The sequence below is a fragment of the Micromonospora sp. AMSO1212t genome, from assembly GCF_008868145.1.
GTDB lineage: Bacteria > Actinomycetota > Actinomycetes > Mycobacteriales > Micromonosporaceae > Micromonospora > Micromonospora tulbaghiae.
The window spans coordinates 67,161-83,988 of sequence record NZ_WBKS01000001.1 but is presented as its reverse complement, the minus strand read 5'-3'; the positions used below and the strand labels follow the sequence as shown (position 1 = coordinate 83,988).

Annotated in this window: 17 protein-coding genes; 14 read left to right on the top strand and 3 right to left on the bottom strand. The window is 72.2% G+C overall.

The features are described from left to right. From F8279_RS00290 to F8279_RS00235, 12 genes are all read left to right on the top strand, one after another. A complete protein-coding gene (locus F8279_RS00290; protein ID WP_225853053.1) occupies window positions 1-963 on the top strand; it encodes an LnmK family bifunctional acyltransferase/decarboxylase in 963 nt (320 codons plus the stop codon). Continuing rightward, a complete protein-coding gene (locus F8279_RS00285) occupies window positions 960-1,220 on the top strand; it encodes an acyl carrier protein (protein WP_151498719.1) in 261 nt (86 codons plus the stop codon). The genes F8279_RS00290 and F8279_RS00285 overlap by 4 nt, the downstream gene beginning before the upstream one ends. Continuing rightward, the gene (locus F8279_RS00280; RefSeq protein ID WP_225853052.1) at window positions 1,217-2,458 is read left to right on the top strand and encodes a hydroxymethylglutaryl-CoA synthase family protein; all 1,242 of its coding nucleotides are present in this window, start codon (window positions 1,217-1,219) and stop codon (window positions 2,456-2,458) included. Before F8279_RS00285 ends, F8279_RS00280 begins: the two co-directional genes overlap by 4 nt. 7 nt (window positions 2,459-2,465) lie before the next feature. Then, window positions 2,466-3,218, top strand: coding sequence for a thioesterase II family protein (locus tag F8279_RS00275; protein ID WP_151498718.1), 753 nt, complete (start codon window positions 2,466-2,468; stop codon window positions 3,216-3,218). A 42-nt stretch (window positions 3,219-3,260) separates the two neighbouring features. Next, on the top strand, window positions 3,261-3,665 hold the full coding sequence (locus F8279_RS00270; protein ID WP_091416439.1) for a DUF3224 domain-containing protein: 405 nt from the start codon (window positions 3,261-3,263) through the stop codon (window positions 3,663-3,665). A 143-nt stretch (window positions 3,666-3,808) separates the two neighbouring features. After that, the gene (locus tag F8279_RS00265; RefSeq protein ID WP_151498717.1) at window positions 3,809-5,239 is read left to right on the top strand and encodes an NDP-hexose 2,3-dehydratase family protein; all 1,431 of its coding nucleotides are present in this window, start codon (window positions 3,809-3,811) and stop codon (window positions 5,237-5,239) included. Continuing rightward, window positions 5,218-6,219, top strand: coding sequence for a Gfo/Idh/MocA family protein (locus tag F8279_RS00260; RefSeq protein WP_225853051.1), 1,002 nt, complete (start codon window positions 5,218-5,220; stop codon window positions 6,217-6,219). Before F8279_RS00265 ends, F8279_RS00260 begins: the two co-directional genes overlap by 22 nt. Window positions 6,220-6,254: 35 nt before the next feature. Continuing rightward, window positions 6,255-6,866, top strand: a complete 612-nt coding sequence (locus tag F8279_RS00255; RefSeq protein ID WP_151498716.1) for a dTDP-4-dehydrorhamnose 3,5-epimerase family protein — start codon at window positions 6,255-6,257, stop codon at window positions 6,864-6,866. Further along, the gene (locus F8279_RS00250) at window positions 6,863-7,987 is read left to right on the top strand and encodes a DegT/DnrJ/EryC1/StrS aminotransferase family protein (protein WP_151498715.1); all 1,125 of its coding nucleotides are present in this window, start codon (window positions 6,863-6,865) and stop codon (window positions 7,985-7,987) included. Before F8279_RS00255 ends, F8279_RS00250 begins: the two co-directional genes overlap by 4 nt. Window positions 7,988-8,063: 76 nt before the next feature. After that, on the top strand, window positions 8,064-8,708 hold the full coding sequence (locus F8279_RS00245) for a TetR/AcrR family transcriptional regulator (protein WP_151498714.1): 645 nt from the start codon (window positions 8,064-8,066) through the stop codon (window positions 8,706-8,708). 84 nt (window positions 8,709-8,792) lie between these two features. Then, window positions 8,793-10,325 (top strand): MFS transporter, encoded by a 1,533-nt coding sequence (locus tag F8279_RS00240; protein ID WP_151498713.1) that lies wholly within the window; start codon window positions 8,793-8,795, stop codon window positions 10,323-10,325. Window positions 10,326-10,466: 141 nt separating this feature from the next. Beyond that, window positions 10,467-11,237 (top strand): TylF/MycF family methyltransferase, encoded by a 771-nt coding sequence (locus F8279_RS00235; RefSeq protein ID WP_091416457.1) that lies wholly within the window; start codon window positions 10,467-10,469, stop codon window positions 11,235-11,237. Between the two features lie 58 nt (window positions 11,238-11,295). Here the strand turns inward: F8279_RS00235 and F8279_RS00230 are convergent, their stop codons facing one another. Next, window positions 11,296-12,531, bottom strand: a complete 1,236-nt coding sequence (locus F8279_RS00230; RefSeq protein WP_151498712.1) for a glycosyltransferase — start codon at window positions 12,529-12,531, stop codon at window positions 11,296-11,298. A gap of 147 nt (window positions 12,532-12,678) precedes the next feature. Further along, on the bottom strand, window positions 12,679-13,821 hold the full coding sequence (locus F8279_RS00225; protein ID WP_192580589.1) for a winged helix DNA-binding domain-containing protein: 1,143 nt from the start codon (window positions 13,819-13,821) through the stop codon (window positions 12,679-12,681). Between the two features lie 84 nt (window positions 13,822-13,905). On the opposite strand from F8279_RS00225, the gene F8279_RS00220 reads away from it, so the two are divergent. Then, window positions 13,906-15,117 carry a cytochrome P450 gene (locus F8279_RS00220; RefSeq protein WP_151498710.1) on the top strand — a complete coding sequence of 404 codons (1,212 nt, stop codon included), beginning with the start codon at window positions 13,906-13,908 and terminating at the stop codon, window positions 15,115-15,117. Continuing rightward, window positions 15,118-16,335: a cytochrome P450 gene (locus F8279_RS00215; protein WP_151498709.1), complete on the top strand. Its 1,218-nt coding sequence runs from the start codon at window positions 15,118-15,120 to the stop codon at window positions 16,333-16,335. Window positions 16,336-16,405: 70 nt separating this feature from the next. On the opposite strand, the gene F8279_RS00210 is transcribed toward F8279_RS00215, so the two are convergent. Next, window positions 16,406-16,786, bottom strand: coding sequence for a VOC family protein (locus tag F8279_RS00210; RefSeq protein WP_151498708.1), 381 nt, complete (start codon window positions 16,784-16,786; stop codon window positions 16,406-16,408). Window positions 16,787-16,828: the final 42 nt, after the last annotated feature.

Here is a 16,828-nt window from a genome sequence, read left to right as displayed (position 1 = left end):
TTGCCCGTCACCCCACCCCTCGCCCAACCCGAGGTGACACTGCTGGACAGCAGCTCCGTGCACCGGCGGCTGACCATCAAACCGGCGATGTGCGGCCACAACACCCTGTTCGTCAGCCAGCTCGGCGACTGGACCTGGGACACGGTCACCGCGGTGTGCGGCACCGACGTCTTCAACGCCCGCAACGAGGCCGGCGCCCCGACGTACCTCGCGTTCTACTACTTCCACATCCGCGCCACGCCACGGGTGCACCTGCGCCGCTTCACCTTCGGCGACCGGCTGTCGGTGGACTCGACGGTGTTCGGATTCGGCAGCGAGTCCGTACTCACCCTGCACCGCATCGCCCTAGGCGGCGACGGCCCGGGCCGCCCGGTCGATCCGGTGGAGTTCTTCGACGCGCCGCGGGACGACTGCATGTACGTGCAGAACTTCAACCGGTGGATCACCCGCGGACGCGACGGCGGCAACCGCAACCTGGTCCGCTCCTCGCCGGCCGACTTCACCCACGAGCACCTGCCGGCGCTGCCGGAGCGGTACTCGCCCCGCCACGTGTATCAGCGGGCCCGGGCGGCCGGGACGTTCCACGACGCGACCGGACCGGGATGGCGTGCCGGTGTCGAGGACTTCGAGCTGACCTATCCGATCGACATCACCCGCGACATCAACGGCGTGGGCCTCATCTACTACGCCGCCTACTTCTCCGTCGTCGACTGGGCGCTGCTGCGGCTGTGGCGCCACCTCGGCCGCGACGACCGGACGTTCCTCGCCCGCGTCGTCGTCGATCACAAGATGTGCTATCTGGGCAACGCGCAGCTCGACTCCGTGCTGCGGATCCGGATGAAGACCTGGGAGAACCGCGACGATCCCACCGAGGAGGTGGTCAACGTGCTGATCGAAGACCAGGAGACCACGGCGGTGCTCGCCGTGTCCACGCTGACGCTGCGGCACGAGGACCGGGCATGACGGCCGTGGCGCCGACCCGGGCGGAGGTCGAGCGGATCCTGCGGGAGGTGATCACCTCGATCCTTCCGGGACTGCCGCCGGAGGCGGTCACCGGCGACCGTCACCTGCGGGACCTGGGCGCGGACTCGGTCGACCGCGTCGAGATCATCATCGCGGTCACCGTCCGGCTCGGCGTGGACGTGCCGTTGTCGACCTTCAGCGACACACCCGACATCGACCGGATGGTCGACCAACTCGTGGAGGCGAGCCGGCGGTGACGGCACAGCGGATCGGTATCGAAGCACTCAACGTCTACTGCGGTCTGGCGTACCTGCCGGTCCCGGCGCTGTTCGAGGGCCGAGGGCTGGACCCGGCCCGGATGAGCAACCTGATGATGGACCGGCGCTCGATCGGGCTGCCCTTCGAGGACCCGGTCACCAACGCGGTGAACGCGGCGCTGCCCCTGGTGGAGCGACTGACCGACGACGAACGGAACCGGATCGAACTGGTCGTCACGTCGAGCGAGTCGGGGATCGACTACAGCAAGTCGATCACGTCGTACGTGCACCAGCACCTCGGCCTCAGCCGCGACTGCCGGATCCTCGAGGTCAAGCAGGCCTGCTACGCCGCGACGGCGGCCGCCCAGCTCGCCGTCGGCTACCTGGCCTCGGGCCTGTCGCCGGGCGCCAAGGCCCTGGTGATCGCCACCGACGTGGCGCTGGTCGACGCCCGCGCCGAGTACGCCGAGCCGGCCACCGGGCACGGCGCCGCGGCGGTGCTGCTCAGCGACGACCCCCGGGTGCTGACGATCGACGTCGGCGCGTTCGGCAACCACAGCTACGAGACCATGGACACCGCCCGGCCGTTCCCCGGCTTCGACATCGCCGACGTCGACCGGTCGCTGTTCGCCTACCTCGACTGCCTGACCAACAGCTTCGCGCAGTACGCCGCCAAGGTCGACGGCGCGGACTTCGCCACCACCTTCGACTACCTGGTGATGCACACGCCGTTCGCCGGGCTCGTGCGGGCGGCGCACCGCAAGATGATGCGGGAGTTCGCGCCGGCCGCCCCGGTGAGCGTGGACGCCGACTTCGCGCAGCGGCTCGTACCGTCGCTGGTCTACCCCCGGATCGTGGGCAACCTCTGCTCCGGCTCGGTGTACCTGGGCCTGTGCAGCCTGATCGACAACGCCGGCTACACCGACGGCGCGCGGGTCGGCCTCTACGCCTACGGCTCGGGCTGCTCGGCGGAGTTCTACAGCGGAGTGATCGGCCCGCAGTCACGAACCGAGCTGGCCCGCATGGGCATCGCCGAGCGGCTGGCGGCCCGGCAGGAACTCACGTTCGCCGACTACGTGCAGCTGATCAAGGAGAACCAGGACAAGCTCACGCCGGAGGAGAACCGCGACGTCGACGTGAGCCGCTACGCCGACCTGATCGGCCGGGTGCCCGGCCGGCCCCGGATGCTGGCCTGGACCGGCATCCGCAACTACCACCGCCGGTACGAGTGGGTCTGAGCCGCCGATGAGCCAGGACTGGTTCGGCGCCCGTGGCCTGCGCGACCCGGCGCCCGTCCGGTTGTTCTGCCTCGCGCACGCCGGCGGCGGCGGGAGCTTCTTCCGTTCGTGGCGGGAGTTGCTCACCCCGGACGTCGCGGTGGTTCCGGTGATCCTGCCGGGCCGCGAGTCCAGGTCGCGTGAGCGGCCGTACCGCCGGATGGCGGACCTGGTGGAGGCGCTCGCGGCGTCGTTGACCCCGCACCTCGACCGGCCGTTCGCGTTGTTCGGGCACAGCATGGGGGCGGCGGTGGCCTTCGAGACGGCGCACCTGCTCGCCCGCGGGAACGGACCGCGGCCGCGGCGGCTGTTCGTCTCCGGGCGACGGCCGCCCACCATGCCCTCGCGGCGGCCGGACCTGCACCGGCTGCCCGACGACCAGTTCATCGATGCGGTGGCGCGGATGGGCGGAACCCCGCCGGAGCTGCTCCGCCGCCGTGAGCTCCTCGACGTCTTCCTGCCGCGGCTGCGCGCCGACTTCGAGGTGAACGAGACGTACCAGCCGGGCCCGCGGACCCGGCTGTCCTGCCCGGTGTCGGCGTTCACCGGCGACACCGACCCCGAGGTTGACGCCTTGGAGATGGCGGCGTGGCAGAGTGTCACCGACGGGGAGTTCGTCCTGCGGGTGTTCCGCGGCGGGCACTTCTATCTGGTGGACGCGGCCGTGCCGCTGACCCGGGTCATCCTCGCCGAGTTGCAGGCGACCCCCGTCGGCCCCTGACCGGGCCGCGTGCCGTTTCCCGGTTTTGCGAAGGAGAATGTCATGACCAAGCAGGTCACCGGTGTCCGCAAGCTCAAGAGTTGGGAGGACACCACCTACTCGGAGGTCGGCGACGGGCCGAAGGCGGTCCGGTCGAGCATCGAGTACGAGTACACCGGCGACATCCAGGGCACGGCCAAGCTGGAGTACGTGATGCTGCTGCACAGCGACGACAAGGCCACGTTCGTCGGCTACGAGCAGATCGTCGGCCGGATCGGCGACCGGGAGGGCAGCGTCGTGCTGGAACACCGGGGCAAGCTCGACGAGAACGCCGCCACCGTCGCCATGAGCGTGCTGCCCGACAGCGGCACGGGGCAGCTCGCCGGGGCACGTGGCGAGGGCGGTTTCGTCGGCGTGCACGAGGACCGGGGCGACGCGAAGTACACGATGGACATCGAGTTCGCCTGACGGCGGGCACCTCCGGCCCGGTACGGCGTCCGCCGTGCCGGGCCGGCGCGCGTCGCCGGACGGTGTGAGCAGTTGTGAGCAGACCCGCGGCGGGCACCCGGCTAGAACGGTGAGGACGCATATCCCTCACCGCCGAGGTGCCCATGAGCCGCAGCAAGCAGATCCTCGCCGAACGCGCCGACGCGGACCGCCTGGTGATGTCCGCGCTGGCCACCGACAGCGCCGTCACGCCGACGGCGCAGGTGCTGCCGTGGCTGGCCGAGCGGTCCCGGGCCCACACGTTCGAGGTACGCCGCGTCCCGCTGGGCGAGCTGGCCGGCTGGCAGGAGGAGCCGGGCACGGGGAACCTCGTGCACCACACCGGCCGGTTCTTCTCCATCGAGGGCCTGCGGGTGCAGACCGAGCGGACCTGGACCCAGCCGATCATCGTGCAGCCCGAGGTGGGTGTGCTGGGCCTGCTGATGAAGGAGTTCGACGGGGTCCTGCACTGCCTGATGCACGCCAAGATGGAGCCGGGCAACGCCCCGCTGGTCCAGCTCTCGCCGACCGTGCAGGCCACCCGCAGCAACTACACGGGCGTGCACCGCGGCACGCCGATCCGGTACTTCGAGTACATGCGCCCGTCCGCGCGCAGCCGGGTCCTCGTCGACGTGCTCCAGTCCGAGCAGAATTCCTGGTTCCTGCACAAGCGCAACCGCAACATGGTCGTCGAGACCACCGACGACGTGCCGGTCGGCGACGACTTCCGGTGGCTCACCCTCGGCCAGCTCGCGGAGCTGCTGCGCCGGCCGGACGTGGTGAACATGGACACGCGTTCGGTGATGTCCTGCGTCCCGGCGACACCGTCGGCCGCGCTGCGCCCGGCCGTCGCGGTGCCCGGCGACACGTTCGCCGGGGCGATCCGCCGGTCCTTCTGGGACGACGGCGACGCCCGGCACACGCAGACCGAGCTGTTGGGATGGCTGACGCGCCAGCGCGCGGTGCGGGAGGTGCGGCAGCGCCGCGTGCCGTTGTCGGAGGTCGAGGCGGACGGCTGGCGCCGCGACGACGACGAGATCGCGCACGTCAGCGGCAAGTACTTCACCGTGATCGGGGTGGGCGTGCAGGCCGGCAGCCGTGAGGTGCGGTCCTGGCAGCAGCCGCTGCTGGCCCCCGTCGCCCCGGGAGTCCTGGCGCTGCTGGTCAAGCGGATCGCCGGTGTCCTCCACGGGCTCGTCCAGGCCCGCGCCGACGCGGGCTCGCTGACCGGTGTCGAGCTGGGGCCCACTGTGCAGTGCCAGCCGGTCAACTACCGGGACCTGCCGCCGCGGGAGTGCCCGCGGTATCTGGACCTGGTGCCGGCCGCCGGGGACGCGCGGATCCGGTACGACGTCGTGCAGTCGGAGGAGGGCGGCCGGTTCCACCACGCGCGCAACCGCTACCTGGTGGTGGAGGTCGGCGACGAGTTCCCGGTCGAGGCGCCGGACGACTTCCGCTGGATGACCATGGGGCAACTCGCCGGCCTGCTCTCGCACGGCAACTACCTGAACGTGGAGCTGCGCAGCCTGCTCGCGTGCGCCCGGACGCTCTGGTGAGCGCCGCCGGGCCGGTACGGGTGGCCGTGCTCGGCTGCGCGGACGTCGCGGCCCGGCGGATGCTGCCCGCGCTGACCGGTGGCGGCGCGGCCACCGTCACCGCGATCGGCAGCCGCGATCCGGCCCGGGCGGCGGACCTCGCGGGCCGCTTCGGGGTGCCGTTCGCCGGCACCTACGCCGATGCGCTGGATCGCCCCGACGTGGACGCCGTCTATCTCCCGCTGCCGCCGGCGCTGCGCGGCGAATGGGTCCGTCGTGCCCTGCGCGCCGGGAAGCACGTGCTGGCGGAGAAGCCGCTGACCACCGGCGCGGAGCACACGGCGGTCCTCCTGGCCGAGGCGCGGGCCCGCGGCCTCGCGCTCGTGGAGAACATGGCCTTCCTGCACCATCGCGGCCACCGGACGGTGTACGACCGCCTGGCGAGCGGCGACATCGGGGACCTGCGGCACGTCACGGCCACCTTCACGATCCCTCCGCGTCCGCCCGGTGACCTGCGGAACAGCCGGGAGCTCGGCGGCGGCGCCCTGCTGGACGCCGGGGTGTACCCGCTGCGGACGGCGATGCGCCTGCTGGGCCCGGGCCTGCGCGTTGCCGGAGCGGCGCTGCGCCTGAACGACGACGGCGTCGACGTGGCGGGCAGCGCGTTGCTGGTCGGTCCGTGTGGGGTCACCGCCGCTCTGACCTTCGGCATGGCCCACGCCTACCGGGCCTCCTACGAGCTGCACGGATCGAGCGGCCGGATGGTGCTCGACCGGCCGTACAGCGCTCCCGTGGGCCACCGGCCGCTGCTGCGGGTGGAACGGGACGGCCGGACCGAGGAGGTGCCGCTCGCCGCCGACGACCAGTTCGCCCGCATGGGGGAGGAGTTCGCGCGGATGGTGGCCGACCCGGCGGCGCGCGAACCTGCCGCCGCCGCGTCGCTGGTGCAGGCGGAACTGGTGGACGAGGTGGCTCGGCGCGCACTGCGGACGCAGCCCTGAACGGAGTGCGGCCGCGCCGCACGGAGAGGTCGACAATGGACATCACCGCGATGGCCGTCCGGGACGCGTACCGCATCACGCCGCGTCGCCTGCCCGACCACCGGGGCGAGTTCTTCGAGGCGGCACGCCGGGAGGCGCTGGAGGCGGTCACCGGGCACCCGTTCGTGGTGCGTCAGGTCAACTACTCGGTGTCGCGCCGGCACACCCTGCGCGGGATCCACGGCACCACGTTGCCGCCCGGTCAGGCCAAGCTGGTGACCTGTGTCAGCGGCGCCGTGCTCGACGTCGTGGTCGACCTGCGGGCGGGCTCGCCGACGTTCGGCCGGTTCGACGTGACCCGGCAGGACGGCGAGTCCGGGATCTCCGTCTACCTCGCCGACGGCCTCGGGCACGCGTTTCTCGCCCTGACCGACGACGTGCGCATGGCCTATCTGTGCTCCGAGGAGTACGTGCCCGGGACGATGGTCGACATCGACGCCCTCGACCCGGACCTGGCCCTGCCCTGGCCGCGCGGGCCGGAGGTGATCCGCTCCGCCAAGGACGCCGCCGCGCCGCGGCTGGCGGACGCGCTGCACCGGCTGCCCACGTACGAGCAGTGCCTGGCCGCGTACGGCCGGACGCCGGCCCGCGACGGGGGGCAGCGGTGATTCCGCTGTTCCGCAGCGCGGTCGCCGCCGACGCCGCGGACCGGGTACGGGCGGTCCTGGACAGCGGCTACCTCGGTCAGGGACCACGGGTGGCCGAGTTCGAGGCGGCCCTCGCGCAGCGCCTGGGCACCGACCGGCTGGCCACCGTCAACAGCGCCACCTCCGGCCTGCACCTGGCGCTGCACCTGCTCGCCGGGCCGCCGGGGCCGGCGACGGTGGGCGGCGAGGTGCTCACGACCCCGCTGACGTTCCCGGCGACGAACTGGCCGATCCTGGCGCTCGGCCTGCGACCGCGCTGGGTCGACGTCGACCCGGCCACGTTGAACATCGACCTCACCGACCTGGCCGCGAAGATCACGGCGCGGACCCGGGCGATCATGGTCGTGCACTGGGGTGGCTACCCGGTCGACCTCGACCGCTTGCGTGAGGTGGTGGACGAGGCGGGCCGGCGGACGGGCCACCGTCCGCCGGTCATCGAGGACTGCGCGCACGCCTGGGGGTCGAGCCTCCGCGGCCGGCCACTGGGGGACCACGGCAACACCGCGGTCTTCAGCTTCCAGGCGATCAAGCACCTGACCACCGGTGACGGCGGCCTGGTGGTGCTGCCCGACGACGTCCTGTGCCGGCGGGCGCGGCGGTTGCGCTGGCTGGGCCTCGACCGCGACAGCGACGAGAGCTTCCGCAGCAGCCAGGACGTGACCGAGTGGGGCTACAAGTTCCACCTCAACGACGTCGCCGCGGCGATCGGACTGGCCAACCTGGACACCGTCGACGCACGGGTGGACCGGCACCGGGCCAACGCCGCCTGGTACGCCGACCAGCTGCGCGGCGTGGCCGGGCTGGACCTGCTGGAACGCCGGCCGGACCGGCGCTCCGCGGAATGGATCTTCACGGTCAAGGTCGACGACCGGCCGGGGTTCATCCGGCGGCTGGGCGAGGCGGGCATCGCGGCGAGCCCGGTGCAGCGGCGCAACGACCTGCACAGCTGCGTCCACGAGTTCCGGACGGACCTGCCCGGCCTGGACGCGGTCGCGGATCGGATGGTGGCGATACCCGTAGGCTGGTGGGTGGACGACGACGACCGGTCGAGGATCGCCGAGGTGATCCGGGCCGGCTGGTGACCCGGGTCCGCCGGGTCACGTGCCGTGCGGCGTCCCGCAGCATCCGACCCCGCGCCCCACGACCTGGGAGACAACGATGGCCGAGCGTGTCGCGCGTACCCGGTCCGACGCCGCCCGCAACCAGCGGCTGCTGATGGACGTGGCGGCCCGCACCTTCGCCGTGGCGGGCCTCGACGTGCCGGTGTCGCAGATCGTCGACGCCGCCGGCCTCGGCAAGGGCACCGCGTTTCGGTGCTTCGCCACGAAGGGCGACCTGGTCGCGGCCATCGTCCGGGAGCGGCTGGACGCGCTGGCGGCACAGGCGCGTGGACTGGTCACCGGCGACCCCGGCGCGGCGGTGTTCGAGTTCGTCCGGCTGTGGTCCGGCGCGCTCGCCGAGGACCGTGGCCTCCGTGAGGCGATGGACGGGCCGGCGCCGGGGTCGGCCGGGGTGTGGGAAAGCTACCGGGTGCTTGTCGACGCCGTCGAGGCGCTCGTCGGACGGGCCCGCGCGGCCGGCGCCGTCCGGGCCGACGTGTCCGCCGCGGACCTGCTCCTGCTGGTCGCGGCGGCGGTCCACGCGGCGGTGCCCCTGTCCGGGGTGGACCCGGCGTTCCGGGACCGGTTCGTGGGCCTGGTGTGCGACGGGCTGCGCGCCGGGCCACCCGGGACTCCGGCGCGGCCCGCACCGACGCACGAGGAGCTGGCGAAGGTCTGGACGGGGTCCGAGCGCTCTCGGTAGCATGCTCGGAAAGCGGACCGGCTGGTCCGCTTCGGGTCGCGGTGCGGACTCCCGCGGACCCGCCTCCTGTCCGGAAGGACCATCATGGACCCATCCCCGGCCGGCGACCCCCGGCCCGCCGTGCCCGCCGCGTCCGAGCCGGCCGGCCGCAACCGCTGGATCGTCCTGATCCTCGTCACCCTGGCGCAGTTCATCGTGGCTCTCGACGCCACGGTGGTGAACGTCGCCCTGCCCTCGATCGACCGCGATCTGGGCATGTCGGAGGCCGACCTCCAGTGGGTGGTGAACGCGTACGCCCTGATCTTCGGCGGCTTCCTGCTGCTCGGCGGCCGGCTGTGCGACCTGTTCGGCCGCAGGCGGCTGTTCGTCGCCGGTCTGGTGGTGTTCACAGTGGCCTCGGCGATCAGCGGGCTGGCCACCGACGCCGTCGTGCTGACCGTCGGCCGTGGCCTCCAGGGCCTCGGCGGCGCCCTGGTGTCCCCGGCCGTCCTGGCCATCATCAACACCACCTTCCGCGACCCGGCCGAACGCACCAAGGCGCTCGGCGTGTGGGGCGCGGTGGTCGCCGGTGGCAGCGCGTTCGGCCTGCTCATCGGTGGCCTGCTCACCGGTGCTCTCTCCTGGCACTGGATCTTCTTCGTCAACCTGCCCATCGGCGCGGTCGTGCTGCTGGCGGCCGTGCGCGTGATCGGTGAGTCGCGCGACGAGAACGCCGACCGTTCCCTCGACGTGGCCGGTGCGGTCACCGTCACCGGCGGTCTCGTCCTGGCCGTCTACACGATGGTCAACGGCCAGGCGTGGGGGTGGGCCTCGGCGCGGACGCTGACCCTGGGCGCCGTCGCCGTGCTGCTGCTCGCCGCGTTCGTGCTGATCGAGTCCCGCACCCGGCAACCCATGATGCGGCTGAGCATCTTCCGGCTGCGCACGCTCGCCGTCGCGGACGCCGCGCTGATCTTCCTCACCTCCGGCATCGCGACGATGTTCTTCTTCTCGGCCCTCTACCTCCAGGGCGCTCTCGGCTACAGCCCGCTGCAGGGCGGCCTGGCGTTCCTGCCCGCGGCGATGGGCGTGATGGTCGGCGCCACGCTGTCCGAGCCGCTGGTCCGGCGCCTCGGGCACATCCTCGTGACCGTGATCGGCCTGTGCCTCGGCGCGCTCGGCATGGCCTACCTGACCCGGCTGCCCATCGACGGGTCCTACCTCACCGATCTGCTGCCCGGCCTGCTGCCGCTCTCCATCGGCCTGGGCATCGCCTACGTGCCGATCACGTTCCTGGCCACCTCCGGAACCGCGGACGCCGACTCCGGCCTCGCCTCCGGCATCTACCAGACCGTCCAGCAGATCGGTGGCGCCGTCGGGCTGGCGATCCTGGCCGCGATGGCCACGGCCCGCACCACCGACCTGCTCGGCGACCCGGCCGCGGCCGATCCCGCCGAACAGCTCGCGGCGCAGGTCGCCGGGTTCCGGGTCGCCTTCGCCGGCGGCGTCGTGCTGCTGCTGTGCGGCGCGGCGATCACCGCGCTGTTCCTGCGCCGGCGCCACGTCGCGGCGTTGCTGGAGACCTCTGCGGCGGGCGCGGACGCGCCGGCCCCGGCCGAGCCGGTGGCCAAGGGCTGACCGAACCCCCGGCCGCGCCGGAGACCGGCTCACGCGGCAGCGCCCACGAGGGCGCTGCCGCGTCGTCGTCGGTTCGGCCAATCCACGAAAACTGCGTCGAAGTGAGCAGAGCCGCGGATCGCATCCCCATACCGTCCAGGCATGGATACGGGCCGGAGACTCTACCTGGACCTGATGAAGAAGGTCCTCACGAACGTGGTCTACGAGGACAATCCGCTCGGCTACGAGCACGTCCCCATCCCCTGGTTCCAGGGTGACCCCGCCTATGACCCGGAGAAGCGCCGCGTCGGCCTGGACTGGCCCAGCGTCGCGCACACCATGGTCGGCCTGAAGCGGCTGGACAACGTGCAGGAGTGCATGGAGCAGGTGCTCTCCGACGACGTGCCCGGCGACTTCATCGAGACCGGGGTGTGGCGCGGTGGCGTCTGCATCTTCATGCGCGCCTTCCTCGAGGCGTACGGCGTCAAGAACCGCCGGATCTGGGTGGCCGACTCGTTCGAGGGCATCCCCGACGTCGGTGAGGACGGGCACCCGCTGGACGTGCGGCTCGGCCTGCACCGGGCCAACGAGACGCTGGGCGTGCCGATGGAGGTGGTCAAGGCCAACTTCGCCCGCTACGACCTGCTCGACGACCAGGTGCAGTTCCTGCCCGGCTGGTTCCGCGACTCGCTGCCCACGGCGCCGGTCGAGCGCATCGCGATCCTCCGGCTCGACGGCGACCTGTACGAGTCGACGATGGACGCCCTGAACAGCCTCTACGACAAGGTGTCGCCGGGCGGCTTCGTCATCGTCGATGACTACGCCCTGCGGAGCTGCCGCCGTGCCATCGACGAGTTCCGTGACCAGCACGCCATCAAGGACGAGGTGCTGCCGATCGACGGGGCGTCCGCGTACTGGCGGCGCAGCGCCTGAGCCGGCGTCGGCCCGGCCCCTCGGCGAGGGACCGGGCCGATCGTCTGCGGGCGTGTGGTCAGACGCCGGCGCAGGGCCGGGCCGCCGGCCGCACCGCGGACTCCCGGTCCACGGCCAGGCACTCGAGCAGGCCCACCGCCAGGTCCGGTCCCGGCTGGGCCCGGATCTCCGCCCTGATCCGTTGCAGGTTCGCACGGTACGCCGGGTCACGCAGCACGTCCCGGACCGCCTCGCGGGTCCGGTCCGCGGTCAGTTCCTCCGGCCGGATCATCCGCGCGAGGCCGAGTTCGGCGCAGCGCCGGGCGTTGTGCGGGTCGTCGACCAGCAGCGGCACCAGCACCTGGAGCAGGCCGGCGTCGATCGAGCCCATGACGGTGCCGAAACCGCCGTGGGTGATCGCCAGGTCGCAGTGCGGCAGCAGCAGACTGTGCGGGATGAACCGTTCGATGTGCACGTTGGACGGCTGGGGGCCGAGCTCGGCCGGGTCGGCGTCACGGCCCACCGTGACCACCACGTTGATCGGTTCGTCGCGCAGGCCCTCCAGGATGGTCCGGACCATCCCCGGGAAGACGTCGGTACGCCAGCGGTTCGCCACCGTCCCGACGGTCACGTACGCGGTGGGCTGCGCCGGCATCCGGGCCACCCAGTCCGGCAACGCCTCGCTCCCCACCTGGTCGTAGAAGGTCGGGCGCAGCGTGCGGAGCGTGGCGGGCTTGGGGATCGCCGGGTTGAGCAGACTCGGCGGCGCGAAGCACAGGTGCAGATGGCGGTGCAGCATGTGCAGCCCCGGGTCGGGGCCCAGCCCCGCGTCCGCGCGCAGGCGGTCGATCTGCTCCTGGACCGCCGGCTGCATCGGCCCGGTGTCGAACAGAGGCATGATGTCCACGCTGGCGTGCGGGATGCCGAGACGTTCGGCGGCCACCGCCGCGGCGGCCTCGAAGTTCTCCCGGACGACCACGTCGGGACGCCACTGCCTGCAGATCTCCAGCAGGTCCGGCAGCATTCGCCGGGCCCGCACGCCGTAGATGACGTCGGCGATGGCCAGCTGGTCCATCTCCGGCCCGGGGGTGAGCCGCCGGGCCCGTACCTTCAGCGCGTCGAATTCGGGATCGCCGTCGCCGTCCCGGTTCAGCCCGGCCGCGAACGTCCGGAAGCCCAGTTCCTCGACCGCGGACCGGATCGACTCCGCGCAGGCGAAGGCGACCTCGTGCCCGGCGGCGCGCGCGGCGATCGCGAGCGGGACGAGTGGATGCAGGTGCCCGGTCGACGGAATGGAGGTGAACAGCAGGCGCATCGCCGTCACCTCCACTTCGGCGGACGGTGTCCGCGGTCTGGATCACGAGCGGTCATCGGAGGCATCCGATACACTCCTCACAGGGTCGCCGATTGGTGCATGCCTTTCTATTCCGGGCAACCGCTCGCGTCTGCTCACTACTGAGCGTCAGCCCTCGTCGAACACCACCCGGTGCTGCGGCACGTCGGGCTGGTCGAATCGCAGAAGCTCCCCGGCCTCGGCCTCGACGACGCCGCGGGTCTTCTTGTCCAGGCGCCGGAAGGCGGTGACCGTCACCGTGGCCGTCCGCTTCGTCGCGTTGATCTTCCACAGTCCGGCCACCACGCCGTCCACCAGCACCGTGGGCTTGATCTGGAGGTTCGCCCGGGCGTACACCCGGTCCTTCACGTCGTCCGGCAGGATGCGCCCGCGGTGCTTGGGCGTGTAGGCCAGCAGCGTGCTGTCGAACGCCGGCAGGAGCCGGGCGGGCACCTCGGTGCCGGCCTCGGGCCGCGGGCCGTCCGGCACGTCGTAGAGGGTCCGCCCGGCCCCGTCGGTGAAGCGTTCCAGCTCGGACGAGAGACGCTCCAGCGCCGCGCGCACCGGCGGGACGCGCCAGCCGGTCCAGGCGGCGACGTCCTCGGCCGCCGCCGGACCGAAGGCCCGCAGGTGCCGGCGTACGACGTCGGCCAGCGCGTCGTCGGGGGAGGGGGCCCGATCCGATCCGGGCGGGCACGGGGCCGTGCGGAAGGCGGCCGGCGCCCGGCCCGACCACTCGCCGTCCTCCGGCGCGCGCACCAGGGCGCTCCAGGTGTAGAACGCGCGCCACTTGTACTGCCGCTGCGCGTCCGCCTCGGCTGCGTCGAACGTGTCCGGGTGCCGCTTGATCCAGTCCTCGACGAATTCGGCGATCTGGTCGCCGGTGCGTGCCCGCCGGGAGGTGTAGCGCAGCAGCTCGGCGCGGAGTTCGCCGGCCCGGGCGGTCGGCTCGGCCTTGGCCCGCCGCCACTCGTTGACCCCCGCGCCGTCCGCGGCCGCCGCGTACGCCGCGTGCTCGCGGGCGCTGGTCAGGTGCAGCGTACGCCGCAGCGACGTGCCGAGGAGCAGCTCGCCGCGACCGAGTGCGGCGTACAGGTCGCCGGTGGTCAGGCCGTCGACCCGGGTCCACAGTCCCTGGGCCACCGCCGGCCAGTGCTGGGCCTGGAGCGCGCCGACGGACTCCACCACCTCCGCCAGGGGGCGCCGATGACGTTCGATGAGACCCTGCCGGGCGAGCAGCGCGCGGTTGAGGGCCTGGTCGGACATGGGCATCCGCGGATCGTACGTCAGCCCGGCCCGACCGGCAGTGCTCATTAGTGAGCAGCCGGTGACCGTGTCGGCGGGTAGGAAGGACGCGTGGACAGCGTCAGTAAGCCAGTGTCCTACCCCCTGTCGCGCGGCTGCCCGTTCGACCCGGCCCCCGAGTTCACCCGCCTGCGGGCCGAACGTCCCATCACCCGGGTCCGGCTGGACTTCGACGGCAGCGAGGTGTGGCTGGTCAGCCGGCACGAGGACGTACGGGCCGTGCTGCGGGACCCGCGGTTCAGCGCCGACTTCAGCACGCCCGGCTTCCCGGCCCGGATGACTGTCCAGCCCCCGGGGCCGGGAACCTTCATCCGGATGGATCCGCCGGACCACTCCCGGCTGCGCCGTGCGCTGCTCAACGAGTTCAAGCCCCGGCGGGTCGAGGAACTGCGCCCGCACGTGGAGCGCATCGTGCACACGCTCGTCGACCGGATGGTGGCCGGGCCGCAGCCGGTCGACCTGCTCGAGGCGATCGCGTTCCCGCTGCCCATCCTGGTGATCTGCGAGCTGCTCGGCGTCCCGTACGACGACCGCCCGTTCTTCGAACGCTGCACCGCGGTCATCGGCGACCAGAACGCCTCACCGGCGCGGCGCCAGGAGGTGCGCACGGAGCTGTGGGCGTACATGGACCGGCTGATCGACGCGAAGGACGCCGACCCCGCCGACGACCTGCTGTCGCGCCTGACGACCGGGCGGGAACGTCACGGGATCAGCCGGGAGGAGGTCGCCGGCATCGCCACGCTGCTCATCATCGCGGGCTACGAGACGATCGCCAACCAGATCGGCATCGGCACGCTGGCGCTGCTGCGGCACCCCGACCAGATCCCCACCATGCTGGACCCCGCGACGTCCGTGGGCGCGGTGGACGAGATCCTGCGCCATCAGACGATCATCGCGTACGGCCTGCGCCGCGCCGCCGTGGCCGACGTCGAGGTCGCCGGCGAGGTGATCCGTGCCGGTGAGGGCGTGATCGCGGTTCTCGCCTCCGGCAACCGGGACGACCGGGTGTACGAGGACCCGGACGTGCTGAACCTCGAGCGGGTCGCCACCGACCACCTGGCCTTCGGCTTCGGCATCCACCAGTGCCTCGGGCAGGTCCTGGCGCGGATGGAGTTGCAGGTGCTCTGGCAGACGCTGTTCCGGCGACTGCCCACCCTGAGGTTGGCCGTCGACGTCGACGACGTCGAGTTCCGTGACGACATGTTCGTCTACGGCGTGAAGAGCCTGCCGGTTGTCTGGTCCCCGGAGAACGAGGAGAACTGAATGAGTGCCCCCGATGTGTCGACCGAACGTCCGGCGCTGCCGTTTCCCTTCCCGATCACGTCGAGCCTCGAACCGTCGCCGGAGTACGCCCGGTTACGCGAGGAGCAGCCGCTCGCGCGGGTGAAGCTGCCCAGCGGCGACGAGGCGTGGATCGCCACCCGCTACGAGGACGTGCGCAAGGTCTTCAGCGACCTCCGGTTCAGCCGGGCCGCCGCGTCACGTCCCGGTGCGCCGCAGCTCATGCCGGGCATCGAGGGCGACCCGAACTCGGTGGTCAGCAAGGATCCGCCGGACCACACCCGGATGCGCAAGCTCGTCGCGCCGGCCTTCACCAGCCGCCGCATGGAGACGATGCGCGAGGAGGTGCGCCGGACCGTCACCGAGTTGCTCGACGCCATGGAGCAGGCCGGGCCGCCGGCCGACCTGGTGGCCTCGCTGACCAGCCCGCTGCCGATCATCGTCATCTGTGACCTGCTGGGCGTGCCGGCGGCCGACCGCGACCGGTTCCGCGGCTGGTCCAACGCCATGTTCGCGACCTCGCCGGAGGGCATGAAGGACGCGATGGCCGCGCGGAACGCGCTGATCGGCTACCTGGCCGCCATGGTCGAGGCCCGGCGTTCCGCGCCGACCGACGACCTGCTCGGTGTGCTGATCAACTACCGTGACCAGGAGGACCGGCTGACCGAGCCGGAGCTCATCTCGTTCGCCGGCGGTCTCATCGTGGCCGGCTACGAGACGACGGCCAACCGGTTCGCCAACGCGGTGCTCATGCTGATGCGCCACCCCGAGCAGCGTGCCATGCTCCAGGCCGACGACTCCCTGCTGCCCGGCGCGGTGGAGGAGGCCCTGCGCTACATCCCGGGCGGCGCGGCCGGCGGGCTCATGCGCGTGGCGCTCGAGGACGTCGAGCTGGGCGGCGTGACGATCCGGGCCGGCGAGGGCGTCATCGCCATCACCAACTCGGCCAACCGGGATCCCTCGGTGTTCCCCGACCCGGACCGCTTCGACATCACCCGTACCCCCGGGCCGCACACCACCTTCGGCCACGGCATCCACCACTGCGTGGGCGCCCAGCTGGCCCGCATCGAACTCCAGGTCGGGCTGGGCGAGCTGCTGCGTCGCTTCCCGAAGCTGGAGCTGGCGGTGCCCGAGGAAGAGCTGCCGTGGCGCAAGAACGTCGTGATCCACAGCCTCACCGGGATGCCGGTGCGCTGGTAGCGCCGACACCCCGCACGACGAAGTGGCCGCACACCCGAGGTGTGCGGCCACCGTCGTGTGCGGCGGGCAGTCAATCAGTGATCTTCTTGGTGAAGAACCACTCGTGTCCCTCCAGGTCCTCCACCTTGCACACCCGCATGCCCTGCGGAGTGTCCGTCGGGGGCATCTGGACGGTCGCGCCGGCCGCGGTGGCCAGGGCGTGCTGGGCGTCGACGTCGTCGACCTCCAGCGAGATCATCACGGTCACCTCGCCGAGCCGCCGTGGACTGCGGTAGCCCTCCCCGGGGCCGGCCAGGTAGATCAGGTCACCGGAGGGGGTGGTCATCTCGGCGTGGAAGACCGCGCCGTCCGGGCCGGCGTACCGCTGCTGTTCGGTGAAGCCGAACGACTTCGCCAGCCAGTCGAGTGCGGTGCCGACGTTCTCGTACTTCAGATATGGGATGGCAGCCATGCGGCGACAGTAGGGCGGCCGGGGGCGGCCGAGCCGCTCAAC